The organism is Jatrophihabitans sp. (assembly GCF_036388195.1).
Classification (GTDB): Bacteria; Actinomycetota; Actinomycetes; order Mycobacteriales; family Jatrophihabitantaceae; genus Jatrophihabitans_A.
Map to the genome: position 1 here is coordinate 18,282 of NZ_DASVSG010000056.1, position 23,973 is coordinate 42,254.

Annotated in this window: 21 protein-coding genes; 9 read left to right on the forward strand and 12 right to left on the reverse strand. The window is 68.9% G+C overall.

Annotation, left to right across the window (positions count from 1 at the left end; genetic code table 11):
* Nucleotides 1–64: 64 nt before the first annotated feature.
* From VF612_RS05660 to VF612_RS05675, 4 genes are all read right to left on the reverse strand, one after another.
* Nucleotides 65–1,117 carry an aspartate-semialdehyde dehydrogenase gene (locus tag VF612_RS05660; protein WP_408658878.1) on the reverse strand — a complete coding sequence of 351 codons (1,053 nt, stop codon included), beginning with the start codon at nt 1,115–1,117 and terminating at the stop codon, nt 65–67.
* Nucleotides 1,114–2,382 carry an aspartate kinase gene (locus VF612_RS05665; protein ID WP_408658909.1) on the reverse strand — a complete coding sequence of 423 codons (1,269 nt, stop codon included), beginning with the start codon at nt 2,380–2,382 and terminating at the stop codon, nt 1,114–1,116. The genes VF612_RS05660 and VF612_RS05665 overlap by 4 nt, the downstream gene beginning before the upstream one ends.
* 165 nt (nt 2,383–2,547) lie before the next feature.
* On the reverse strand, nt 2,548–3,897 hold the full coding sequence (gene gabT, locus VF612_RS05670; protein WP_408658879.1) for a 4-aminobutyrate--2-oxoglutarate transaminase: 1,350 nt from the start codon (nt 3,895–3,897) through the stop codon (nt 2,548–2,550).
* Between the two features lie 65 nt (nt 3,898–3,962).
* Nucleotides 3,963–5,393, reverse strand: a complete 1,431-nt coding sequence (locus tag VF612_RS05675) for a gamma-aminobutyraldehyde dehydrogenase (protein WP_408658880.1) — start codon at nt 5,391–5,393, stop codon at nt 3,963–3,965.
* A gap of 195 nt (nt 5,394–5,588) precedes the next feature.
* Here VF612_RS05675 and VF612_RS05680 point away from each other — a divergent pair, with 195 nt between their 5' ends.
* The 7 genes from VF612_RS05680 (at nt 5,589) to VF612_RS05710 (ending at nt 11,908) form a co-directional block, all read left to right on the forward strand.
* Nucleotides 5,589–6,803, forward strand: a complete 1,215-nt coding sequence (locus VF612_RS05680) for a nucleotide sugar dehydrogenase (protein ID WP_408658881.1) — start codon at nt 5,589–5,591, stop codon at nt 6,801–6,803.
* Between the two features lie 31 nt (nt 6,804–6,834).
* Entirely contained in the window at nt 6,835–7,614 is a 780-nt protein-coding gene (locus VF612_RS05685; RefSeq protein WP_408658882.1) for a glycosyltransferase family 2 protein, read from the forward strand.
* Complete coding sequence (locus VF612_RS05690; protein WP_408658883.1) at nt 7,611–8,666, forward strand: NAD-dependent epimerase/dehydratase family protein; 1,056 nt, start codon at nt 7,611–7,613, stop codon at nt 8,664–8,666. The genes VF612_RS05685 and VF612_RS05690 overlap by 4 nt, the downstream gene beginning before the upstream one ends.
* A gap of 410 nt (nt 8,667–9,076) precedes the next feature.
* Nucleotides 9,077–9,907 carry a DUF4397 domain-containing protein gene (locus VF612_RS05695; RefSeq protein ID WP_408658884.1) on the forward strand — a complete coding sequence of 277 codons (831 nt, stop codon included), beginning with the start codon at nt 9,077–9,079 and terminating at the stop codon, nt 9,905–9,907.
* A 28-nt stretch (nt 9,908–9,935) separates the two neighbouring features.
* A complete protein-coding gene (locus tag VF612_RS05700) occupies nt 9,936–10,586 on the forward strand; it encodes a class F sortase (RefSeq protein ID WP_408658885.1) in 651 nt (216 codons plus the stop codon).
* Nucleotides 10,587–10,596: 10 nt separating this feature from the next.
* Nucleotides 10,597–11,163, forward strand: coding sequence for an RNA polymerase sigma factor (locus VF612_RS05705; protein ID WP_408658886.1), 567 nt, complete (start codon nt 10,597–10,599; stop codon nt 11,161–11,163).
* Entirely contained in the window at nt 11,150–11,908 is a 759-nt protein-coding gene (locus tag VF612_RS05710) for an anti-sigma factor domain-containing protein (protein ID WP_408658887.1), read from the forward strand. The genes VF612_RS05705 and VF612_RS05710 overlap by 14 nt, the downstream gene beginning before the upstream one ends.
* Nucleotides 11,909–11,955: 47 nt before the next feature.
* On the opposite strand, the gene VF612_RS05715 is transcribed toward VF612_RS05710, so the two are convergent.
* The gene (locus VF612_RS05715) at nt 11,956–12,594 is read right to left on the reverse strand and encodes a class I SAM-dependent methyltransferase (RefSeq protein WP_408658888.1); all 639 of its coding nucleotides are present in this window, start codon (nt 12,592–12,594) and stop codon (nt 11,956–11,958) included.
* Nucleotides 12,595–12,886: 292 nt separating this feature from the next.
* Here VF612_RS05715 and leuA point away from each other — a divergent pair, with 292 nt between their 5' ends.
* Both leuA and VF612_RS05725 read left to right on the forward strand, forming a co-directional pair.
* Nucleotides 12,887–14,671, forward strand: a complete 1,785-nt coding sequence (leuA, locus tag VF612_RS05720) for a 2-isopropylmalate synthase (protein ID WP_408658889.1) — start codon at nt 12,887–12,889, stop codon at nt 14,669–14,671.
* A gap of 198 nt (nt 14,672–14,869) precedes the next feature.
* Nucleotides 14,870–16,147, forward strand: a complete 1,278-nt coding sequence (locus VF612_RS05725) for a toll/interleukin-1 receptor domain-containing protein (protein WP_408658890.1) — start codon at nt 14,870–14,872, stop codon at nt 16,145–16,147.
* A 960-nt stretch (nt 16,148–17,107) separates the two neighbouring features.
* Here the strand turns inward: VF612_RS05725 and VF612_RS05730 are convergent.
* From VF612_RS05730 to VF612_RS05760, 7 genes are all read right to left on the reverse strand, one after another.
* A complete protein-coding gene (locus VF612_RS05730) occupies nt 17,108–18,349 on the reverse strand; it encodes a S8 family peptidase (protein ID WP_408658891.1) in 1,242 nt (413 codons plus the stop codon).
* Nucleotides 18,346–19,368, reverse strand: a complete 1,023-nt coding sequence (locus VF612_RS05735; RefSeq protein ID WP_408658892.1) for a hypothetical protein — start codon at nt 19,366–19,368, stop codon at nt 18,346–18,348. Before VF612_RS05735 ends, VF612_RS05730 begins: the two co-directional genes overlap by 4 nt.
* Nucleotides 19,369–19,557: 189 nt before the next feature.
* Nucleotides 19,558–20,154: a recombination mediator RecR gene (gene recR, locus VF612_RS05740; RefSeq protein WP_408658910.1), complete on the reverse strand. Its 597-nt coding sequence runs from the start codon at nt 20,152–20,154 to the stop codon at nt 19,558–19,560.
* Entirely contained in the window at nt 20,154–20,471 is a 318-nt protein-coding gene (locus VF612_RS05745; RefSeq protein ID WP_408658893.1) for a YbaB/EbfC family nucleoid-associated protein, read from the reverse strand. Before VF612_RS05745 ends, recR begins: the two co-directional genes overlap by 1 nt.
* A 202-nt stretch (nt 20,472–20,673) precedes the next feature.
* Nucleotides 20,674–21,387, reverse strand: a complete 714-nt coding sequence (locus VF612_RS05750; protein WP_408658894.1) for a DUF998 domain-containing protein — start codon at nt 21,385–21,387, stop codon at nt 20,674–20,676.
* A 63-nt stretch (nt 21,388–21,450) separates the two neighbouring features.
* The gene (locus tag VF612_RS05755) at nt 21,451–21,996 is read right to left on the reverse strand and encodes a low molecular weight protein-tyrosine-phosphatase (RefSeq protein WP_408658895.1); all 546 of its coding nucleotides are present in this window, start codon (nt 21,994–21,996) and stop codon (nt 21,451–21,453) included.
* Entirely contained in the window at nt 21,986–23,965 is a 1,980-nt protein-coding gene (locus VF612_RS05760) for a DNA polymerase III subunit gamma and tau (RefSeq protein WP_408658911.1), read from the reverse strand. Before VF612_RS05760 ends, VF612_RS05755 begins: the two co-directional genes overlap by 11 nt.
* Nucleotides 23,966–23,973 lie beyond the last annotated feature (8 nt).

A 23,973-nucleotide genomic window follows, 5' to 3' on the forward strand; every position in this document is an offset into this window, starting at 1 on the left:
CACCCTGAGCCGGCCGAGTCACCCTGAGCCGGCCGAGTCACCCTGAGCCGGCCGGCAGCGGAGCTCAGCCGGCCGGGGCCAGCCGCTTCGCCGCCAGCAGCTCGGCGATCTGCACGGTGTTCAGCGCCGCGCCCTTGCGGAGGTTGTCATTGGACACGAACAGCACCAGGCCATAGCCGTCGGCGACGCTGCCGTCCTGCCGGATCCGCCCGACGTAGCTCGGGTCCTGACCGGCGGCCTGCAGCGGGGTCGGGATGTCGGTCAGCGCGACGCCAGGCGCCTGGCTCAGCAGCTCGGTCGCCCGGTCCACCGAGATCGGCGACGCGAACTCGGCGTTGATCGACAGCGAGTGCCCGGTGAACACCGGCACCCGGACGCAGGTCCCGGACACCTTCAGTTCGGGGATGCCGAGGATCTTGCGGCTCTCGTTGCGAAGCTTCTGCTCCTCGTCGGTCTCGAACGACCCGTCGTCGACGAGGGACCCGGCCAGCGGCACGACGTTGAACGCGATCGGGCGCTGGTACTTCACCGGCGCGCCCAGGTCCAGCGCCGAGCCGTCGTGGGCCAGCGACGGCGCTGCCGAGCCTGCCTTCTGCACCTGCGAGTCCAGCTCCTCCACCCCGGCCAGCCCGCTGCCGGAGACGGCCTGGTAGGTCGAGGCGACCAGCCGGATCAGGCCGGCCTCGGCGTGCAGCGGCCGCAGCACCGGCATCGCTGCCATCGTGGTGCAGTTCGGATTGGCGATGATGCCCTTGCTGATGGAGGCGAGCGCCTCCGGGTTGACCTCGCTGACCACCAGCGGGACGTCCGGGTCCATCCGCCAGGCGGAGGAGTTGTCGATCACGGTCACCCCGGCCGCGGCGAACTTCGGCGCCAGCAGCCTCGAGGTCGCGGCGCCGGCCGAGAAGATCGCGATGTCCAGCCCGGACGGGTCGGCGACAGCGGCGTCCTCGACGACGACGTCCTGCCCCTGCCAGGGCAGCGTCGTGCCGGCCGAGCGGGCCGAGGCGAAGAACCGGATCTCGGCAACCGGGAAGTCCCGGTCGGCCAGCAGCTGGCGGACGACCGCGCCCACCTGGCCGGTGGCGCCCACCACGCCGATCCGCAGGCCGGTCATCGGCCGGTCCCGCCGTAGACGACGGCCTCCTCCTCGGCGGTGCCCAGGTCGAACGCGTCGTGCACGGCGCGCACCGCGGTGTCGAGGTCGGTGTCGCGGGTGACCACCGAGATCCGGATCTCGGACGTCGAGATCATCTCCACGTTCACCCCCGCCTCGGCCAGCGCCGCGAAGAAGGTCGCCGATACGCCCGGGTGCGAGCGCATCCCGGCGCCGATCAGCGACAGCTTGCCGACATGGTCGTCGTAGAGCAGCTCCTCGAAGCCGACCAGCTGCTGCACCTTGGTCAGCGCCTGCATCGCCACCGCGCCGTCAGCCTTCGGCAGGGTGAACGACACATCGGTACGCCCGGTGCCTCCGGTGGAGATGTTCTGGACGATCATGTCCAGGTTCAGCTCGGCCTCGGCCAGCACCCGGAACAGCACCGCCGCCTGGCCGGGCTTGTCGGGCACGCCCACCACCGTGACCTTGGCCTCGCTGCGGTCGTGCGCGACACCGGAGATGATGGCCTGTTCCACGGTGAGATCCTCCATAGCCCCGGCGACGAGGGTGCCTGCCAGGTTCGAGAACGACGAGCGGACATGGATCGGGACGCTGTAACGACGGCCGTACTCGACGCAGCGAAGCATCAGCACCTTCGCCCCACAGGCCGCCAGCTCCAGCATCTCCTCGTAGCTGACGGAGTCGAGCTTGCGGGCGTTGCGCACGATCCGCGGATCGGCGCTGAACACCCCGTCGACGTCGGTGTAGATCTCGCACACGTCCGCGCCGAGCGCGGCGGCCAGCGCCACCGCGGTGGTGTCCGAACCGCCCCGGCCGAGCGTGGTGATGTCCTTGGTGTCGGGCGAGACGCCCTGGAAGCCGGCCACGATCGCGATCTTGCCCTCGGCCACCGCGTTCTGGACCCGGCCCGGGGTGATCTGCTGGATCCGGGCCTTGCCGTGCGCCGGGGTGGTCAGCACCCCGGCCTGCGAGCCGGTGAAGGATTCGGCCGAGTAGCCGAGGGAGTGGATCGCCATCGCCAGCAGCGCCATCGAGATCCGCTCGCCCGCGGTGAGCAGCATGTCGAACTCCCGGCCGGAGGGCACCGGCGCGACCTGTTCGGCCATCTCGATCAACTCGTCGGTGGTGTCACCCATCGCCGAGACCACCACCACGACGTCGTGGCCCTCCCGGCGGGTGGCCACGATCCGCTCGGCGACCCGCTTGATCCGCTCCGCATCAGCGACCGACGAGCCGCCGTACTTCTGCACGACGAGTCCCACGGCATTCCTCCAGACGCAGGTCACCGGGCAGACGCTGCTGGGCCAAGTCTAAACGGCGACCGTCACATCATCGGACGCTCAGAATGCACCTGTCGTGACAGGTCCGTGACGGCCGTAAACCAGGGACAGGCGCGGCGCTGCCGGAAAGCCACTCCCGAGGACCTCTCAGAGGGCGGCGGCGAAGGCGTGCTCGACGATATCCAGGCCTTCGCTCAGCAGCTCGTCGCTGATCGCCAGCGGTGGCAGGAACCGCAGCACGTTGCCGTAGGTGCCGGCGGTGAGGGTGACCAACCCCTGGGAGTGGCAGTAGGCGTTGACCTTGCCGGTCAGCGCGCTGTTGGGGGTCAGGTCACCGGCGCCGGCGATCAGCTCGACCGCCAGCATCGCGCCACGCCCCCGGACGTCGCCGATCTGCTCGTACTTGGCTGCCAGCTGCTGCAGCCGGGGCACGAACAGCGCCTCGATCTGCTTGGCGCGGGCGTTGAGGTTCTCGGCCCGCATGGTCTCGATGGAGCCCAGCGCCGCCGCGCAGGCGACCGGGTTGCCGCCGTAGGTGCCGCCCAGGCCACCGCCGTGCACCGAGTCCATCACCTCGGCCCGGCCGGTCAGCCCCGACAGCGGCAGGCCGCCGGCGATGCCCTTGGCGGTGGTGACCAGGTCCGGGACCACGTCCTCGAACTCGCAGGCGAACCAGTCGCCGGTGCGGCAGAACCCGGTCTGGATCTCATCGGCGATGAACAGGATGCCGTGCTCGGCGCACCAGTCCGCGACCCGGCGGACGAAGCCCGGCGCCGGGACGATGAAGCCGCCCTCGCCCTGGATCGGCTCCAGCAGCACCGCGGCGGTGTTGTCCTCACCGACCTGGGCGTGCACCTGGCTGACGAACTGCTCGAACGCCTCGTCCGCGCAGCGGCTCGGCCCGGTGGGCCACCGGAACGGGTACGCCATCGGCACCCGGTAGATCTCGTTGGCGAACGGGCCGAAGCGGTGCTTGTACGGCATGTTCTTGGCGGTCAGCGCCATGGTCAGGTTGGTGCGGCCGTGGTAGGCGTGGTCGAAGGCCACCACCGCCTGGCGCCCGGTGAACGTGCGGGCCACCTTCACCGCGTTCTCGACCGCCTCGGCGCCGGAGTTGAACAGCGCCGAGCGCTTCTGGCCGGTGCCCGGGGTCAGCTCGTTGAGCGCCTCGCAGACGGCCAGGTACTCCTCGTACGGGGTGACCATGAAGCAGCTGTGGGTGAAGTCGGCCACCTGGGCCCGGACCTGCTCGACCACCCGGGGCGCGGAGTTGCCGACCGTGGTCACCGCGATGCCGGAGCCGAAGTCGATCAGCTGATTGCCGTCGACGTCGACCAGGATGCCGCCGGCGGCGCGCTCGACGTAGACGGGCAGCCCGGTGCTCACCCCGGCCGAGACCGCGCTGAGCTTGCGCTGGTGCAGCTCGTTCGACCGAGGTCCCGGAATGGCAGTCTTGAGAACCCGCTGCTGCTCGATCGGGGCGGGACCTTCAGTCATCGCGATCTCCAGGTCGTGGGTCGGTTCGGCTGATTCTAATGCGGCGGGCGTGACGCCCGACCGGGCTAGAAGTCGATGTTGTGCATGACGTGCTTGATCCGGGTGTAGTCCTCCAGGCCGTACATCGACAGGTCCTTGCCGTAGCCGGAGTGCTTGAAACCACCGTGCGGCATCTCGGCGACCAGCGGGATGTGGGTGTTCACCCACACGCAGCCGAAGTCCAGCCGGCGCGCCACCCGCATCGCCCGCCCGTGGTCGCGCGTCCACACCGAGGACGCCAGCCCGTACTCGACGCCGTTGGCCCACCGGATCGCCTCGTCCTCGTCGGTGAAGGACTGCACCGTGATGACCGGGCCGAAGATCTCGGTCTGGGTCTGCTCGTCCTCCTGGCGCAAGCCGGTGAGCACCGTCGGGGAGTAGAAGAAGCCGTTCTCGCCCTGCCGCCGGCCACCGGCCAGCACCGAGGCATGGTCAGGCAGCCGCTCCACCAGGCCGGAGACGTGGCTGAGCTGGTTGGCGTTGTTGAGCGGTCCGTACAGCACGTCCTCGTCATCGGCGGCGCCGGTCTTGGTGGAGTTGGCCTGCTCGGCCAGCGCCGCGGCGAACTCCTCGGCGAAACCGGCCCGGGCCAGCACCCGGGTGGCGGCCGTGCAGTCCTGGCCGGCGTTGAAGTAGCCGGCCACCGCGATCGCCTCGGCGGCCGCCGCGACATCGACGTCGTCGAACACGATCACCGGGGCCTTGCCGCCGAGTTCCAGGTGCACCCGCTTGAGGTCCTTGGCGGCAGCCTCGGCGACCTGCATGCCGGCCCGGGCCGATCCGGTGATCGACACCATCGCCGGGATGGGGTGGGAGACCAGCGCGCGGCCGGTGTCCCGGTCACCGCAGACGACGTTGAAGACGCCGGGCGGGAAGAACTCGGCCGCGATCTCGGCCAGCAGCACCGACGAGGCCGGCGTGGTGTCCGAGGGCTTGAGCACCACGGTGTTGCCGGCGGCCAGCGCCGGGGCGAACTTCCAGACGGCCATCATCATCGGGTAGTTCCAGGGGGCCACCTGACCACACACCCCGACCGGCTCGCGCCGGACGTAGGAGGTGTGCCCGGCCATGTACTCCCCGGCCGAGCGGCCCTCCAGCACTCGGGCGGCGCCGGCGAAGAACCGCAGCTGGTCGACCATCGGCGGGATCTCCTCGCTGCGGGTCAGCGCGAGGGGCTTGCCGGTGTTCTCGCTCTCGACGGCGATGAGCTCCTCGGCCCGGGACTCGACCGCGTCGGCGAACTTCAGCAGCGCCCGCTGCCGGTCGCTCGGAGTGGTGTCGCGCCAGCTCTCGAAGGCCGTCGCCGCAGCCTGATAGGCCCGGTCGATGTCCTCAGGCCCGGACAGCGGCGAGGTGAGGTACACCTGGCCGGTCGCCGGATTGGTCACCTCCAGGGTGCGCCCATCGGCGGCCGGAACCTGCTCTCCGTTGACAAAGTTGGATAACGAGCGCGTCATTGCGTGCCTTCCAGGGATTTGAACAACGATTTCGGTACCTGTTCTACCTTTTCACAACGAGAACGCCAAGGGCCGGCGGGTCTGGTTCTCCCGCTCGGATGCCGCGAGCCAGGGCGGCGCCGGGAGCCCGGCGGTTACACTTCCACGCGACCGCGCCACCAGCAATGTTCCCAAATCCACCGGATCGGATAATCGATGCCAGCCGGCCCTCGGATCAGCGCCTTCGACTTCGATGTCGTGGTGGTGGGTGGCGGCGGCCATGTCGGCCTCCCGCTGGCGATCGCCTTCGCCGACCGGGGCCTGCGGGTCGGCATCTACGACGTGAACGAGCAGGCGGTCAAGACGATCCTCGCCGGTGAGCTGCCGTTCCGCGAGGAGGGCGCCGCCGAGGCGCTGCAGCGGGTGCTGGCGGCCGGCCGGCTCGAGGCCACCGTCGACCCGAGCCTGGTGAGCCGCGGCGAGCACATCGTGGTGGTGATCGGCACCCCGGTGGACGAGCACCTCAACCCGGACCCGCACGCGGTGCCGCGCGCGCTGCACGAGTGCAAGCAGCACTTCCGTCCGGGCCAGTTGCTGGTGCTGCGCAGCACCCTCTACCCGGGCGTCACCCGGCGGGTCGAGACGCTGCTGGCCGACGAGGGCATCGACATCGAGGTCGCGTTCTGCCCCGAGCGCATCGCCGAGGGCCATGCGATGCAGGAGCTGTTCTCGCTGCCGCAGATCGTCTCGGCACGGTCGGCGCCGGTGCTGGCGCGGGCCGGCGCGCTGTTCGCCACCCTGACCGAGACCATCGTGGAGCTGAGCCCGGAAGAGGCGGAGCTGGCCAAGCTGTTCACCAACACCTGGCGCTACATCAAGTTCGCCGCCGCCAACCAGTTCTACGTGATGGCCAACGACCAGGGCCTGGACTTCGACCGGATCCGTACCGCGCTGGCGCAGGACTACCCGCGGGCCAGCGACCTGCCACGAGCCGGTTTCGCAGCCGGGCCGTGCCTGTTCAAGGACACCATGCAGCTGGCGGCGTTCACCGACAACTCCTTCGTCCTGGGCCATGCGGCGATGCTGGTGAACGAGGGCCTGCCGCTCTACCTGGTCTCCCGGCTGGAGGCCAGGTACGACCTGGCGAGCATGCGGATCGGGATCCTGGGCATGGCGTTCAAGGGCGAGAGCGATGACATCCGATCGAGTTTGTCCTACAAGTTGAAGCGGATCCTCGAGTTCAGGGCCAAGCAGGTGCTGTGCACCGACCCCTACGTCAGCGTGGACGACAGCCTGGAGCCGCTGGAGCACGTGCTGGCCACCGCCGACCTGCTGATCATCGGCGCGCCTCACCTGCAGTACCGCGAGCTCGCTGCTCCGGTGCCGGTGGCTGACGTCTGGAACCTCCTCGGACAGGGCAGCGTGATCTGAGTATGGGTGGGCTGAGTATGGGTGGGTCGACATGAGCCTGGCGATCTCAGTCGTCATCCCCGCCTACAACGAGGGCGAGGCCATCATCGCGGTGCTGGACCGGATCTTCGACGCGGTCGAGTCCGAGTGCGAGATCCTGGTGGTGGTGGACTTCGAGGAGGACACCACCGTCCCGGTGCTGCGTGCCTATGCCGAACGGGAGCCGCGGCTGCACATCCTGGTCAGCAGTTACGGCCGCGGGCCGGCGAACGCGATCCGGTACGGCATCGACCAGGTGAAGAACCCGGTCGTGGTGGTCACCATGGCCGACGGCAGCGACGACCCCCGTCAGATCGACGAGCTGGCCCGGCTGGTGGACCGGGGCGTCGTGGTCGCGGCGGCGTCGAGGTACTGCCCCGGCGGCCAGCAGGTCGGCGGCCCGCTGGTCAAGTCGATGCTGTCCAAGGCCGCCGGGCGGTCCCTGGGCACGTTCGGCCGGGTCGGCACCCGGGACGCCACCAACAGCTTCAAGGCGTTCTCCACCGAGTTCGTCCGCGAGGTGGGCATCGACAGCCGCAGCGGCTTCGAGATCGGCCTGGAGCTCACCGCCAAGGCCCGCCGGCTGCGCCGTCCGGTCGCCGAGGTGCCGACCATCTGGCTGGACCGGACCCTGGGGGTGTCGAACTTCCAGCTCGCCGGCTGGATCCCGCGCTACCTGCGGTGGTACCGGTTCGCCTTCGGGCCGCAGCTGACCAAGGAGCAGGTCGCGCGCGCCGCCAAGGCCATCGCGGAGCAGAACACCAAGCCGGCCAAGGGAAAGCAGCGCTGGTGAGCGTGCACACTTCCCAGGCCGGGGCCGCTTCGCAGCAGGTCCTGGTGTCCGGCTCGGCCGGCTTCATCGGTGGCTACCTGGTCGAGGAGCTGCTCCGGCGCGGCCATTGCGTCGTCGGCATCGACAACTACTCCAAGTACGGGCCGGTCGCCAAGTCCTACGACGGCCACCCCGACTATCACTTCGTCGAGGGTGACGCCCGCGACGTCGCGCTGATGACCGAGCTGCTGGCCGACTGCGACCACTTCATCGCCGGCGCGGCGCTGATCGGCGGCATCTCCTACTTCCACGCCTATGCCTATGACCTGCTGGCGACCAACGAGCGGATCATCGCCTCCTCGTGCGACGCCGCGATCGCGGCCCACCGGAACGGCAGGCTGAAGAAGGTCACCTACCTGTCGTCCTCGATGGTGTTCGAGTCGACCGGGCACTGGCCGTCCGCTGAGGGCGACCAGCACCGGATCCCGCCGCCGCGGTCGTCCTACGGCTTTCAGAAGCTCGCCGTCGAGTACTTCGCCAGGGCGGCCTGGGACCAGTACCGGTTGCCCTACACCGTCGTGCGCCCGTTCAACTGCGTCGGCATCGGCGAGGGCCGCGCGCTGGGCGATGTGGAAGTCGCCTCGGGCAACGTCAAGCTGGCGATGAGCCACGTGGTCCCCGACCTGGTGCAGAAGATCGTCAAGGGCCAGGATCCGCTGCACATCCTGGGCGACGGGCACCAGATCCGGCACTACACCTACGGCGGCGACCTGGCCAAGGGCATCGTCGAGTGCATGGCGTCGGACGCCGCGCTCAACGACGACTTCAACATCTCGACCGCCGAGAGCACCAGCGTCCGCGAACTCGCCGCGGTGATCTGGCGCAAGATCAAGGGCGATGTCCCGCTGAACCTGGTCTGCGACCCGGCCTACGAGCACGACGTGCAGAAGCGGGTTCCGGACGTGTCCAAGGCGCGGGACGTGCTGGGCTTCGAGTGCACGACCAGTCTGGATCAGATGCTGGATGAGGTCATCCCGTGGGTCACCGAGGCGGTCAGGGCTGGCCGGCTGTAACAGAGTTGCGGCGGCCTTGTCATGAGGGCGCCGGATAGCGGATCCAGCTCGCCCTGCCTGTGGTGACGGATCGTCTACAACTTGCAGGGTTTCGGCTCCCCTGGCTGGCATCACCACATCACGCTGCTGTCCAGAAGGCAGCTGACACGTGCTGCCCGGTGGAAAGAGGAGAAGGCCTGGGTTGTCCTAATCCGCTGCCAGCGCAACGGAAACTTCCACGAAATTCGATGAGCTGGGGTGCATCCCCGAGCGGTCCTCGCGTGGAAGAAGGGGCAAGGTCGGCTACCGGTCCGGCCCATCGAGAGAGGACATCAACAAGGGCAACCAGCAGATCGCCACGGCATCACCCGCGTCCTTCGCCCGATCAACCTCTGAGCCACCACCCCCCATTCAGAAAAGGAAGAACTGACATGAAGAACGTTCTCGCCCTCGCCGCTGTGACCCTGGCCGGCGCCACCTTCGGACTCGCCGCCCCCGCCCACGCCGCCGACAGCGATGCCACCGTCTCGGTGCTGCACGGCGTCCCAGGCGCCACCGTGGACGTCTACGCCAACGGCAAGACCCTGCTGACCGATTTCAAGCCCGGCACCCTCACCGACCCGGTTCAGCTCGCCGCCGGAAAGTACGACCTGAAGGTCACCGCGGCCGGCGCCGGCGCCGGCGGCGCGGCGGTCATCGAGGCCAAGGGGGTCACCGTCCCCGCCCGGGCCAACATCACCGTCGTGGCTCACCTGAGCGCGGCCGGCAAGCCCGTGCTCACGCCCTACGTCAATGACACGTCCAAGGTCGCCGCGGGCCAAGCCCGGCTCACCGTCCGGCACACCGCCGCCGCGCCGGCCGTCGACATCCGCGCCAACGGGACCGCCGCGCTGAAGAACCTGACCAACCCCAACGAGGCCAAGGCCGACCTGGCCGCCGGCACCATCAAGGCAGACGTGGCGCTGGCGGGCACCAGCACCGTTGCGATCGGCCCGGCCGACCTCACGCTCAAGGAGGGGACGAACACCATCGTCTATGCCTGGGGCAGCGCAGCGGACAGGAACCTCAAGCTCGCCGTCCAGACCATCGCTGGCCTGCACTCCGCTCCCGGCGGCGTACCGGCCGGCTCGGGCGGACAGGCCGCAGCCGCCACCACCGGCGGTTCCGACAACGACCGGCTGGCGCTGATCGGGTCCGTCGCCGGGCTCGCCGGGCTCCTCGTCCTCGTCGCTCGCCGCCGGCCGGCACGGGCGACCAGCTGACGTGAGCCCGACCCGTTCGGTGAGGAGGGTGGCCACCGCTCTGGTGGCCGCCCTCCTCGCGGGTGCCGGCACTGCCTGGGCCACCAGCCCCGAGCACCCTGCAACCCCGACCCCGCAGGAGCAACTGCTCCCCCCGGTGCCCGCCTCCGCTCCCGTCGCGCCTTCCACTGACGGAGCGAAGAGGGCCCCGCGCGTTGCCGTCCGTGCCGTCGAAGCCCCGCAGCTGCCGACAAGCATCGTCATTGCCCGCATCAAGGCGCGGATGCCGATCCTTCCGGTCGGGGTGGCATCGGATGGGCAGATGGCGCTTCCGCCCGATCCGGCCGACATCGGCTGGTACCGGTACGGCTCCCGCCCCGGCGACAGCGCTGGCGCCACGGTCCTGGCCGCGCACGTCGACTCGAAGGAGTACGGGATCGGACCGATGGCCCGTCTCGGCGAACTCCAGGCCGGCGACGTCATCACCGTCCTATCGGCACGTACGGCACGCCGCTACGTCGTCACCGCGACCCGACAACTTGAGAAGTCCACCCTTGACCTCGCTTCCCTTTTCGCCCGTACCGGGCCACCTCGCCTGCACCTCATCACGTGTGGCGGCGAATTCGACGCGCAGGAACGCCACTACGAGCAGAACGTCGTCGTGCTGGCGGTTCCCGTCCGAGGATCTGGAGGAGGCTAGGTTTGTTCGTGTGAACCATCTCGGACCTGAACTGCGCGAGGACGAGCTCGCAGGTCTGCTCGCGGCAGGCTCTCCGGACGCGCTGTCCGACGCCTACCGTCGATGGTCCCCCCTGGTCCACACGATCGCGCTGCGGTCCCTGCGCGATCCGCACGACGCGGAGGACGTCACCCAGCAGGTCTTCGTATCCGCCTGGAACGGCCGCCACACCCTGCGCCCGGACCAGGGCTCGCTGGTCGCCTGGCTCGTAGGCATCACCAAGCACCGGATCGCCGACGTCAGGACCCAACGGTACCGAGCCCACCGCAATCTCACCGCAGTCGCCGCCCATACGACGACCCACGCGTCCTCCCCGCACGACGAGGAGTGCGCCGAGCGACTGCTCGTCGCCCACGAGCTGGAGCGGATGGGCGATCCACGGGGGACCGTGCTCCGAATGGCCTTCATCGAGGACCGACCGCACGAGGAGATCGCCACCCAACTCGGCCTGCCGCTGGGCACCGTGAAAAGCCACGTACGGCGTGGACTGATACATCTACGCACCAGACTGAAGGAGGTGGAAGATGTCTCATCCTGACGAAGAGCTGCTCGCCGATCTTGCTCTCGGAGCTGACCTCGAGGTCAGCCCGCAGGCGCGCGATCACGTCAGCGGCTGCCCCGTCTGTCAGTCCACGGTGCAGGATCTGCGACGAACCCTCGCGCTCGCCGCTCACGCCGAGAGTCCCCCGACGTGGAGCCAGCCCCCGGATCGGGTCTGGTCACGCATCGAGGACGCGGTCGGCGCGCAGCCAACCACGCCCCCCGGGGCGGCTTCCGAGGCCCCGGATCCGACGGCGCCCGCGCCGGTCACCACGCTGGAGTCACGCCGCACCCCGCGCTCGTCTCGGCGGGTCCTGCCATGGGCAGCCGGGATGGCCGCTGCCGGGCTCGCGATCGGACTGCTGGGCGGCAGGGCGCTGTGGCACGACCCCCCACCCGCCCCCGCCACCACCATCGCCCAGGCGCAGCTCGACACGCTGGACACCAAGCGGCCCCGTGGCGAGGCGAGTGTGGTGCGGTCGGGTAGCGGCATCAACCTCAAGATCAGCACCACCGCGCCCCTGGAGGCCGGCAGCGGGTTCCTCGAGGTGTGGTTGATCAACAAGGACGGAAAGCGCATGGTGTCGATCGGCGTGCTGCGCAGCGGCGAGGCGGAGCTGCTGCCGATCACGCAGGCGCTGATAGACCAGGGCTACGTGATCGTCGACGTCTCGCGTGAGGCATTCGACAACAAGCCGCAGCACTCGGGCGACAGCCTGGTCCGGGGCACCCTTCGCATCTGAGGCGTCCGGGGCTCGGGTCCACGCTCGATCCAGCGCTCGATCCAGGGTCAGCCCCGCGTCGGGGTGGCGACCAGGAATGCCTGCGCGCCCAGCACCCGCCAGGCCAGCGGGACCCGCAGGTAGAGCTTCACCAGCGCCGGACCGCTCGGCAGCCGGCTCTTGGTGCTGTAGGGCAGGAACCGCGGGATGTTGGTGAGCACGTCGAAGCCGGTGGCCGCGAATGCCTCGACCAGCGCGCGGTCATCGACCGGGGTGATGTGGTCGAAGAACTGCCAGTAGTCCCGCGCGCAGTACCGGACGTTGGGCTGCAGCACCAGCAGCCGCCCACCCGGACGCAGCACCCGGCGCGCCTCGACCAGCGTCGCCAGGATCGCCTCCCGGCTGATGTGCTCGAAGAAGTTGCTGATGAACACCACGTCGACGGACTCCTCCGCGATGCCGGCCAGATCATCCGAACGGAGCACGTAGGCCTGGACGCCGGCGGCGGCGTGCTGAGTGACGTCGGGGTTCAGATCCACCGCGATCCGGCGGCCGGCGCGGATGTTGTTGATGAACTCGCAGTGCCCGGCGGCGATGTCCAGCACCACCGCGTCCTCGGGCACCCAGCGCTGGAAGAAATGGCTGCACAGCACGCCCCAGAGCTCCTGCCGCTGCTGGGACTCCTGGGCGAATCGGTTGCGGTACAAGGCTTTCAGCCCGCTTGGTTCGAGTTCCACAGGTACGCACCCTTTCGGATCCAGACCCGGCAGGGGTCGCCGCGAGAGCCAGATTGCCCGCGGCAGACTACCGCGTGTGGCGTGTAGCCTTGGGCCCATCATGCGCGCGCTGCTCCTCCTTCGCGGCCGTGACGAGGCACTGGGACGCTAGACGCAGCTGAGGCTGCGGGCGACGTCCGGGTCGGCCCCCTCGTCGCGGGCGAAGTGCTGTGCCGACATCCCGACCACCGTCCGGCACGTCCCGCGCCTCCTGGAGCTCTCCATGCATTCCGCTGTTTCCGCTGCCGTCCGCCGCACTGCCCAGCAGCCCACCACCATGCCGTCGCACCGGTACCGCCCCTTCCCCGCCGTCGACCTGCCCGACCGGCAGTGGCCATCCCGCACCCTGAGCCGGGCGCCGCGGTGGCTGTCGACCGATCTGCGCGACGGCAACCAGGCCCTGATCGACCCGATGAACACCGCCCGCAAGCAAGCCATGTTCGACCTGCTGGTGCGCTTGGGCTACAAGGAGATCGAGGTCGGCTTCCCGGCCGCCAGCCAGACCGATTTCGACTTCGTCCGCGAGCTGATCGAGTCCGGCCGGGTGCCGGACGACGTCACCATCTCGGTGCTGACCCAGGCGCGGGAGGAGCTCATCGAGCGCACCGTCCAGTCCCTGGTCGGCGCGCGCCGGGCCACCGTGCACCTGTACAACGCCGCAGCGCCGGTGTTCCGCGACGTGGTCTTCGGATTTCCCGGAGACGGCCGCGCGCAGTGCACCGCGATCGCCGTCGACGGCACCCGGGCGGTTCTCAAACATGCCGAGCAGTATCTGCTGTCCGGCGCCCGGTCCGGTTCGGGCCCCACCGAGTTCGGGTACGAGTACTCGCCCGAGATCTTCATGGACACCGAGTTGGACTACGCGCTGGAGATCTGCACGGAGGTGATGAACGTCTGGCAGCCCGAAGCCGGCCGCGAGATCGTGCTGAACCTGCCGTGCACGGTCGAGCGTTCCACCCCCAACGTCTACGCCGACCAGATCGAGTGGATGAGCCGGAACCTGCCGCACCGCGAGCACGTCGCGCTGTCGGTGCACACCCACAACGACCGCGGCACCGCGGTGGCCGACGCCGAGCTGGCGATGCTGGCCGGCGCCGACCGGATCGAGGGTTGCCTGTTCGGCAACGGCGAACGCTCCGGCAACGTCGACCTGGTGACCCTGGGGCTGAACCTCTACAGCCAGGGCATCGACCCCGAGATCGACTTCTCCGACATCGACGAGATCCGCCGGACGGCGGAGTACTGCAACCGGATCGGGGTGCACGAGCGGCATCCCTACGCCGGCGATCTGGTCTACACCTCGTTCTCGGGCTCGCACCAGGACGCGATCAAGAAGGGCTTCGACGCCCTGGAGCGGGCTGCGAAGGAAGCCGGTGCGCCCATCTCAGCGATGCCGTGGGCCATTCCGTACCTGCCGATCGACCCCGAGGACGTCGGGCGCTCCTACGAGGCGGTGATCCGGGTCAACAGCCAGTCCGGCAAGGGCGGCGTCGCCTACATCATGAAGACCGAGCACTCCCTGGACCTGCCGCGCCGGCTGCAGATCGAGTTCAGCCAGGTCATCCAAGGGGTGGCCGACGGCGAGGGCCGCGAGGTGGACGCGGCGACCATGTGGTCGATCTTCGAGTCGGAGTACCTGTTCGACGCCGACGCGGCCTTCTCCCTCACCTCGTTCTCCTCAGCCGATGAGGACGGTGTGACCCGGGTGACCGCGCGGGTGCGGGCCTTCGGCAAGGACTACGACGTCGCCGGGGTGGGCAACGGGCCGATCAACGCGTTCTGCCAGGCGGTCTCGGAGCCGGACATGGGCCTGGGTGGCATCGGCCTGCGGGTGCTGGACTACTCCGAGCACGCGCTGAGCACCGGCGGCGACGCCGAGGCGGCGGCATACCTCGAGATCGAGGTGGGCGATCAGGTGCTGTGGGGCGTCGGGATCAGCGAGTCCATCGTGGCCGCCTCGCTGCGCGGGGTGATGAGCGCGGTGAACCGGATCGCCCGGACCCGCTGACCCGGGTCGCCGGCTGCGCACCGGGCGTGAGTTCAATGCGGAGGCGCCGGCGCTAGCTGCACATGTCCTCAACGGCTGACATAGCAGTTGAACGGCGTTACGCGGCTAATGCGGCTGTTGCCTGCGCGTGTAGAGATAGTCTGGAACACTCGCGCACGTAAGAACAGCTAATACCTTCGACGTCAAGGGGACAGCGGCATGACCACAGTGCAACCGGACACGCGACCGCTGATATTCATCAGCCACGTAAGCGCTGATGGCCAAGCCGCGAGCCGATTGCAGGAATATATAGACGAAACGTTTCTCGGTGCAGTCGCCCTGTTCAACACATCCTCTAGATCAACACTGGCTCCGGGAGATAGCTGGCTCGCCCGGATATTTAGCGCGTTAGAAAGAACAAGTCTACTTCTTCCAATTCTTACTCAAAGAAGCATCAAGAGTCCGTGGGTCAACTTTGAGTCCGGTGCCGCCTGGCTCCATGGTGCCAAAGTTGTCCCTTGCTGTGGCGGCGGGATGTCCAAGGGCGGCTTGCCGCAACCTTACTCGACATTACAGGCGATCGACCTCACAGATAGCGATGATCTCGAACAGCTGATGGTGATAATCGGGCAAGAATTAAGCTTTCGAGTCCCCGAACATTCCACCGCGACACTTGCTGCGAACCTTGCTATCGATTTAGCTCCGGACCCTGCCCCGGTTTCACCTCCTCGAGGAGGTTCCAGACGGGAGCGAAAGAGTCACCGCAGATGGCAATTCGAAAAATCTACCACAAACAATGATACATGGAGTGCCAGTTTCAAGTACGTATCTGAATTCACGGTCCTTGAACCACAACTTGAAGAATTAGGCATGAGCTTTACTCCAGCGTTGGAGGCCATATCTTTCAACGAACGCACCCCGCCCACGCAGAAATTGGAATCCTGGACACGTTCCTCAGGTGGATCGGTTTATTTGTCGGACCCTCATAGGCGAACAGGATCGTCCTATGGCTTTAAAATTCGCTTTGAGCCGCCATTGAAACGCGGAGATGAAGTTTCTTTCGAACTTCGGGTCTTCTTCCCTGAGTATCATCTCAGCTCGCGGGAGCAGCTAGCGCAGGCACAACTAGCCAACGGTGTTGAACTCAGTGACTACCGGTGGTCCGGTCGAAGTATCTCGGTGCCTACCGATGATTTCATCTACGAAGTTATATTGCCCAAGCATCTGCTGGCCGCGCCGAGCGATCCTCATGTAATTCGGTACTCCAATCGATATCAGGAAGAAGAGGCATTCATCCGTGACTCAGGTGCATTTATCATTCAAGAAATCGAGGAGGAAGGTGTCGAGTGTTGGCTGATGCGTTTGCGTCGGCTGAATCCACCTGCCGACGTTACCTACCGGCTCCGGTGGAGGTTACCGTCAAGAGCGGCGTTAGCCGCCGCGAGCACTCAGCATGCGCCACAGGCCGAACGAGGGGTTCCGAGATCGGACCTTTGATAGAGCCCGGCCCTTCATAGACCCAGCTATTAAGTGATACTTTGATCATCATGATCCCGGATAACAGGGACACAAGCCTCAACCCCCTGTTGCTTATCACCCTTATTACTCAACCCGCAAAGATTGCGAGATCTGACCATGGGACTGCTTGATCACCGTAAGACATGGCGTTTCACCCTGGTCGCACCGCCAGACCGGTGCGTGGCCGCCTTCATATCCGCCTTCGATGGTTCGAGGAGTGGGCCTGTGCTTAGTCGGGCCAAGTGGGATGTCGGCCGTAAAGGGCAGGGTGCCGTTGCTTCATATAAAGGCCGATCTGGTCTTATAAAGGGCGTGACGCTGCTTTCGTCGCGTGCAAGCAGCGAAGAAGACGCCGCCTTGGGATCAGAGATAACGTTCAAGACCGAGAGGGACGCTGAGGGACGGACGGTGTGCTCGATGTGGCTCAGTTCCCGCGGAACCGCGCTCGGCTTTACCGCCGATGGTAGATTCTTTAGACCCTATATGCGCATGGTGCAAGATGCGTTGGCCGAGCTCGACCCTGCGCTCCTGGTGCAAACATCTTAATGTGAGCACTCACCTCAGGTGATAGCCGATCGCTGTCCGACTCAGGAGTGCGGCACCCTATTCGAGCTGGCACACCACCTCCATTGAAGGGTGCCGGCGCGGCATGTTCGGCTGCTGGTCTGCAGGGCGCGGGTGGCCTCCGGCGATCCTTTGAGCACGCACACCTCTAGACGCGGCCGTGCAACAGGAAGCTCGACCAAGCTGTCATCGCGACCAGCGCCTCGGCCCGGACGCCGCCGGGCTCGGCAGTGTTCCCCTGACCGGGATGCCAGCTACAGCTGCGACCCGGCGCAAACCGCGGTCCTGCCTCGTCTCCGACAAGGTACCGACAGCGTTGCGAGATAGGGCAGCGGCTGATGGGCTGCGCTATCCGTGACGCCGTTTTCCGGGCATTCACCGTAATCGTGATGCCCGCCGCTGCCGGACCGCGGCGGCCAGGACGAGCGCCAGGGCTCCGAATCCCGCCGATCCGCCGGCCAGCAGGTAGAACCGGGAATCCAGCCGGCTGGGCGGGCTGCCGATCCGGTACTCCCCGAGCGGCGCGTCCCGCCGTGCGACGGCGGCCGGTGGGGCGGGGGGCTTGGCCCGGGCCCGGGCCAGCGCCAGCAGCGGCGCGGCGCCGTCCAGCACCGGGTTCGCGCCGGCCGTTCCCGCCGGTCTGGCAGCAATGGCGGCGGCCGGGTCGATGACGCCGATGCCGTACGCGGAGTCGCGGCCCTTCGGCCCGCGGTCGATCGCCGTGGCCAGCAGCCGGTTCAGGATCTGGCGGGCGTTCTCGCGCGGGTACTTCGACCAGATCAGGGCCAGCGCGCCCGAGGTCAGCGCGGTGGCATGTGACGTGCCGTTCCCGACGAACGCCGAGCCTGACTCGCGGGTGAGCGTCGCGATGTCGCTTCCCGGCGCCGTCACGGTGAGGTAGCGATGCCGGGAGGAGAACTCGGTGACCTCCAGCCGCGAATCCACCGCGCCGACCGAGACCACCCCGAGGCAGACCCCGGGCTCCTCCACCGGGTTGCCGGACCCGGCGGAGTTGCCCGATGCGGCCACCACCAGCGCGCCCTTGCCGATCGCGTGCAGCACCGCGTCCTGGATCGATTGGGGGCACGGCACCCGGTCCTCGCGTTCGTTGCGGGGCCCGCCCAGGCTCATGCTGATGATCCGGGCGCCATGGTCGGCGGCATAGCGGATCGACCGTGCGGTGGCGTTCTTGGGCGGCTCGCCGCGGCGGACCACGCTGGCCAGCGGCACCGCGACCGGCAGGATCTTCGCCGCCGGCGCCAGCCCCTCGATGTCGGCGAAGCCCCTGTCGGCAGCGATCAACGAGGCCATCGCGGTGCCGTGCGAGAACTCGTCGCTGTCATAGTCGGTGCGGCCGTCGCTGCCGTTGCCGATGAAGTCCGCGCCCGGCAGCACCTTGCCGCGCAGCTCCGGGATGTCGGCCTGCACCCCGGAGTCGAGCACCGCGACGGTGATGCCCCGGCCGTCGGCGCCACCGGCCCACAACTCGTGGACGTGCCAGCTGTCGAACCACCATTCGGGCGCGCTGCGCGGTCCCGGGGTAGCCGTGGCCGGAGCCGGCGGCAGCACGACCAGCGCGAGCACGGCTGCGGCCAGCAGCGACCCGAGCCGCCTCACGACGGCTTCCAGAACGCGCGGGTGGGCTGGTCCAGGAAGACCCGGGCGTTGAGTACGACGGTGATCGACCCGCGTCGCTGAACGACCTGGTTCTCGAAGTCCCAGGCCTTCCAACTGCCCTGCACCGGCACCCGGGCCCGGACGCTGATCACTCCGGTGCCGCCTTGCTCCAGCTCGACCTGGGGGTGAACGGTGGCAATGGCCGGCGCGCTGCCGTGCAACGAGCCGGGAACCGGCCGGGCCCAGCCGGGCACCGGGCAGAGCGGGTCCTTCGAAGCCGCTGCCAGGCAGCCGGCCAGCAACGCCTGCGCCGCCCGCTCGGCCTGCGTCCGCAACTGCGGTGTCAGGGCAACCCGGGCCTGCGCGGTCAGCCGGCTGTCGGCCAACCTGATCATCGGCTGGTCCTCGGCCGCGCCTTCGGACGTCCGGGCGAGCACCTGCAGCGCCGGTGGGTCGGCGGCCAGGGGCAGCGCACCCGGAAACAGCGTCACCGACCCCGCTGCCGGAAGCGTGCGACCGGCCAGTCGCAGCCGGGTAGCAGTCGGCAGACCGGCCCAGACACTTACCGTGCCGGCCACCCGGCTCATCCGCCACACCGAGCCGCGCCGGACCAGCCTGGCCGTGTCGGCCACCGACCGGGCGCCAGAGCCGAACAGCAGCCGGTACCGGACCTCGACGGTGGCGGTCGCGCCGAGCCGGGTGGCGCGCAGCACCGAGATGTCGGCGAACCGGGCCACCTGCAGTTGCTGCCGCAGCACCACGCTGGTCAGGTAGGGCCCGTGCGGCGGCGCGTCGGCGACGGCCAGCGCGGCCGGCGCATCCCCGTCGGCGAGCGCCTGGAAGAAGGTCCGGGCCACCGATTCCGGGCTGGACCGCGCGGTGTACCGGTCATAGGCGGCCAGGCCCAGCCCAGCTGCCAGCACGGCCGACATCAATGCGGCCAGCAGCGGCCAGCCCCGGCCGCGCCGTCGCCGGCGCCGGGCTACTGGTGGCACCGGGGCATCTGCAGGGAAGGGCACCGGATACTGCTGCCGGGCCGGCCAGACCGGCGGCGGAGCGGTTGGCGGCAGCGCCATCGGCGGTGGAGAGGCTGGGGGAAGTCCGACCGGCGGCGGGGCCGTTGGGGGCAGCGCGGCCGGCATCGAGCCCGAGCCGGGCCACTGGGGCGGCCCACCGGCTCCGGCTCCGCCAAGCTCTGCGGTCATCGGCTAGTCGATGGCCCGCCGGCCGGAGAATGCCCGGCCGAGAGTGACCTCATCGGCGTACTCCAGGTCGCCACCGACCGGGAGTCCGCTGGCCAGCCTGCTCACGGTCACACCCATCGGCTTGATCAGCCGGGCCAGATAGGTGGCGGTCGCCTCGCCCTCCAGGTTCGGGTCGGTGGCCAGGATCAGCTCGGTCACCGTGCCGTCGCTGAGCCGGTGCAGCAGCTCACGCACCCGCAGGTCGTCCGGGCCGATGCCGTCGATCGGGCTGATCGCGCCCCCCAGCACGTGGTAGCGACCCCGGAACTCCCGGGTGCGTTCCACCGCGATGACGTCCTTGGGCTCCTCGACCACGCAGATCACCGCGCCGTCCCGGCGGGGGTCACGGCAGATCCGGCACTCGTCGGAATCGGTGACGTTGCCGCAGATCCGGCAGAACTTCACCTCGGCCTTGACCCGGCGCAGCACCGCGGCCAGCCGGTCGACGTCCACCGACTCGGCGGCCAGCAGATGGAAGGCGATCCGCTGCGCGCTCTTCGGGCCGATGCCTGGCAACCGGCCGAGCTCGTCGATCAGATCCTGAACCGCGCCTTCATACATCACAGTCCGGGGATGCCCAACCCGCCGAGGCCGCCCATGCCACCGGTCAGCGGTCCCAGCTTGTCGGCGGCCAGCTCACCGGCCCGCCGGGTGGCATCGCGCACCGCCGCTACCACCAGGTCCTGCAAGGTCTCGACGTCGTCCGGGTCGATTGCCCTCGGGTCGATGGTGATCGCCAACAGCTCCCCGCCGCCGGTCACCTTCGCGCTGACCAGGCCGCCGCCGGCGGACCCCTCCACCTCGGTGGCCGCCAGCTCGGCCTGGGCGTCGGCAAGCTGCTGCTGCATCTTCTGCGCCTGCTTCATCAGCTGCTGCATGTTGGGCTGGCCACCTGGTCGCACGCGGATCTCTTCTCTGGGAGTGCCTGTCTGGACGTGACGGGGGCAGGACACCGGCTGTCGGGCCGATTCGGGGCAAGCCTAACGCCGGGCGCCGTCAGTTTCGCCGACCGAGACCGCGGGCAGCGGTTCGGACCCGGCACGGCGGCGGTCATCTGAGCGGCCGCCGGCGGTTGCGCCGCTAGGCAGGGCTGCCCGCAGGCGGTTTGTCCTCCAGGATCCCGCGGAACCCGCCCTTGACCAGCCAGGACAGGGCGAAAGCGCAGACCATGATCGACTCGAGCCAGAACAGGGCGCGCCAGCTGTCCGGCATTGCCACCAGCGCGACCAGGCAGAGGATGAGGCAGCCGACGATGACCCCGCCGCAGGCCCGGTAGACCCGATTGCGCAGCACCTTCTGCGGAGTCTTCTTCCCTTGTGAGAGCGTGAAGCGGAACAGGCAGAAGACAGCAAGGATCACGAACAGCGCTACGGCGCATACGTAGTGAAGGGCTCCGACCACCTTCTCGGGGCCGGTCGATGTGACGCCGCCCCGGGTGGTGGGCAGGAAGGCGACGCCCAAGGCGGCCACGCTCGCCAGGTTGCTCAAGAGGTTGTCAGCGCGGAACTCGTCCACAGAACGGTATTCGTAGGACAGGAAGAACACCGCGAGCGCGCACAGGGCGCCGACGAAGTAATTGCGCGAGCTGGTGTAGTAATAGGCGCTGATCGAGCCCTGCGGCACCCAACTGCCGTCCAGCAGGCCCTTACCGAGGACAATGGCGAAGGGCAGGCTCAGCGCAAGGAGCCCGATGGCTATGCGCAGATGGCGGTAGGCCACACTCAGCGCGCGTTCCTCGTCCGGGTCGGTCACCTCGGCCGAGCGCGCAGCAGGCGTATCGGCGGATCGGGTCACGGCGGCTCCCGCTAGGGCAGGGCTAGCGCACCAGCTGGGTGGCGGTGCGGGAGAAACATACCCTCACTGACCTCGGCGGGCCTGGTCGAATTGCGGTGTCAGCGCCCGCGCCAGGCCGTCACAGGCGGCCTCGATCTGGGCGAGCGCGGCAGCGAACTCCGGCTCGCCGTCGTAGTACGGATCCGGCACGTCCAGCTCGCCGGCGGCAACCGCGACCGGGTCGTAGCTGCGCAGCAGGCTGATCGAGGCCGCCGCATCGGCCGGGTCCTCGGCCAGCCGGGCCAGCTGCCCGAGCCGGGCCAGGTGGCCGCCGTCCAGGGCGATCACCAGGTCCCTGCTGGCAAAGTCTTCCACCAGGAACTGCCGCGCGACGTGCGCCGGGACCTGGTAACCGTTGCGGGACAGGGCCTGCCGCGCCCGCGGGTCCATGTCCTTGCCGGCATGCCACGGGCCGGTGCCGGCGCTGTCGATGATCACCTCATCGGCCCAGCCCGCCTCGGCCAGCTTCGCTCGCAGCACCACCTCGGCGGTGGGCGAACGGCAGATGTTGCCGGTACAGACGAAGCAGATCCGGACCGGGCCGCCGGCCAGCTCGCGATCAGGAAGCATCGATCGGCCGCGCGCCCAGGCTGGTTTGCAACAGCTCCATGGCGGCAGCCTCGGCATCGCCGCCGGCCCGCTTCGAGCCGTGCACCTCGTCGGACTCCTCGTCCACGCCGTCGTCGTCGATGACCGGGGGCGGCTGCTCGACCGGCGCGGCGGGAGCCGGACGGGGCTGGCGCGTGGGCCTGGCGGCACGCGGCGCGGGCTCCGGCTCTGGATCAGCCGGCGGCTCGTCAGGCAGCGGGGCAGCGGCGCTGTTCGCGGGCGCCGCCGAGCTGATGACCAGTCGCCAGTGGCCGAACACCACCGACTGCAATACCTCGCGCAGGACGGAGAGGTTGGCGTCCTCGGCGATCCGCCGGGCCAGTCCCGCAGGCGCCAGCAGGTTGACCACCTCACCCTCGACGGAGGCGATCACCACCTCGTTCATCATCGCCCACTTGACCCTGCTCCGGTCCTTCAGAGCGGCCATCACGTCCGGCCATAGCTGCCGCAGGGCGTTGGAGTCGGGTGCTGCGTCACCGACCACGGCAGGCTGCGCCGCCGGACCGGGCTCGGCGGGCTTGGCCTCGCTCACCGGTTCGAGCCGTTCCGCCTGCGTAGGCGGCTGCTCGGCTTGGCCGGGTGACTGCTCGGCTTGGCCGGGTGACTGCTCGGCTTGGACGGGCGGCTGCCCGGTGGCAGGTGCCCCCGCCTGGGCCGCCGGTTCCACCTTGGCGGCCGCTCGGCTCGCCGGCTCAACCTTGCCCGCCGGCTCAGCCTTCGCGGCCGGCCGTTCCAGCCGTGCCGGCGCCGGGTCCGCGGTCGAGGCAGATACCGCCAGCCCCTGCCGTCGCTCCAACCGCTCCAACCGCTGCAGCAGCGCCGCCGAGTCCGACGCGGCGTCGGGCAGCAGCATCCGGGCCGACAGCAGCTCCAGCATCAGCCTCGGTGAGGTGGTGCCTCGCATGTCGGTCAGCGTGGTGTGGGTGATGTCGGCGAACCGGACCAGGCTCGCCACCCCGATCCGGCGCGACTGGTCGGCCAGCCGCATCGCCTGGTCGCCGGCGTAGTCGATCAGGCCCTTCTCCACCGCATCCGGCACCGCGTCCAGCACGATCAGGTCCCGAAAGCGGTCCAGCAGGTCGGCGGCGAACCGGCGCGGGTCGTGACCGGCCTCCACCACCCGGTCGATGGTGGCGTACACCCCGGCCGCGTCGCCGACCGCCAGGGAATCGGTCATGTCATCGAGCAGCGCCGAGTCCGTGACGCCGAGCAGCCCGACCGCCCGGGCGTAGGTGACGCCCTCGGCGCCGGAACCGGACAGCAACTGGTCCAGCACCGACAGCGAGTCCCGGGCCGAGCCCGCACCGGCCCGCACCACCAGCGGGAACACGGTGGGCTCGACCGTGACGGCTTCGGCCTGGCAGATCCGCTCCAGGTGCCCCCGAAGCACCGAGGGCGGGATGAGCCGGAACGGGTAGTGGTGGGTGCGCGAGCGAATCGTCTGCAGCACCTTGTCCGGCTCGGTGGTGGCGAAGATGAAGACCAGGAACTCCGGCGGCTCCTCGACCAGCTTCAGCAGCGCGTTGAAGCCCTGGTTGGTGACCATGTGCGCTTCGTCGATGATGTAGACCTTGTAGCGGTCGCGCACCGGGGCGTAGTAGGCCCGCTCGCGCAGGTCCCGGGCGTCCTCCACGCCGCCGTGGCTGGCCGCGTCGATCTCGATCACGTCGATCGAGCCCGGGCCGTTGGGCGCCAGCTCCACGCAGGACGAGCACACCCCGCACGGCGTCGGCGTCGGTCCCTGCTCGCAGTTGAGCGACCGGGCCAGGATCCGGGCGCTGGAGGTCTTGCCACAGCCGCGGGGGCCCGAGAACAGGTACGCGTGATTGATCCGGCCGGCCGTCAGCGCCTGGATCAGCGGAGCGGTCACATGCTCCTGGCCGATCACCTCGGAGAAGTCGGCGGAGCGGTACTTGCGATAGAGCGCCAATGCCACCG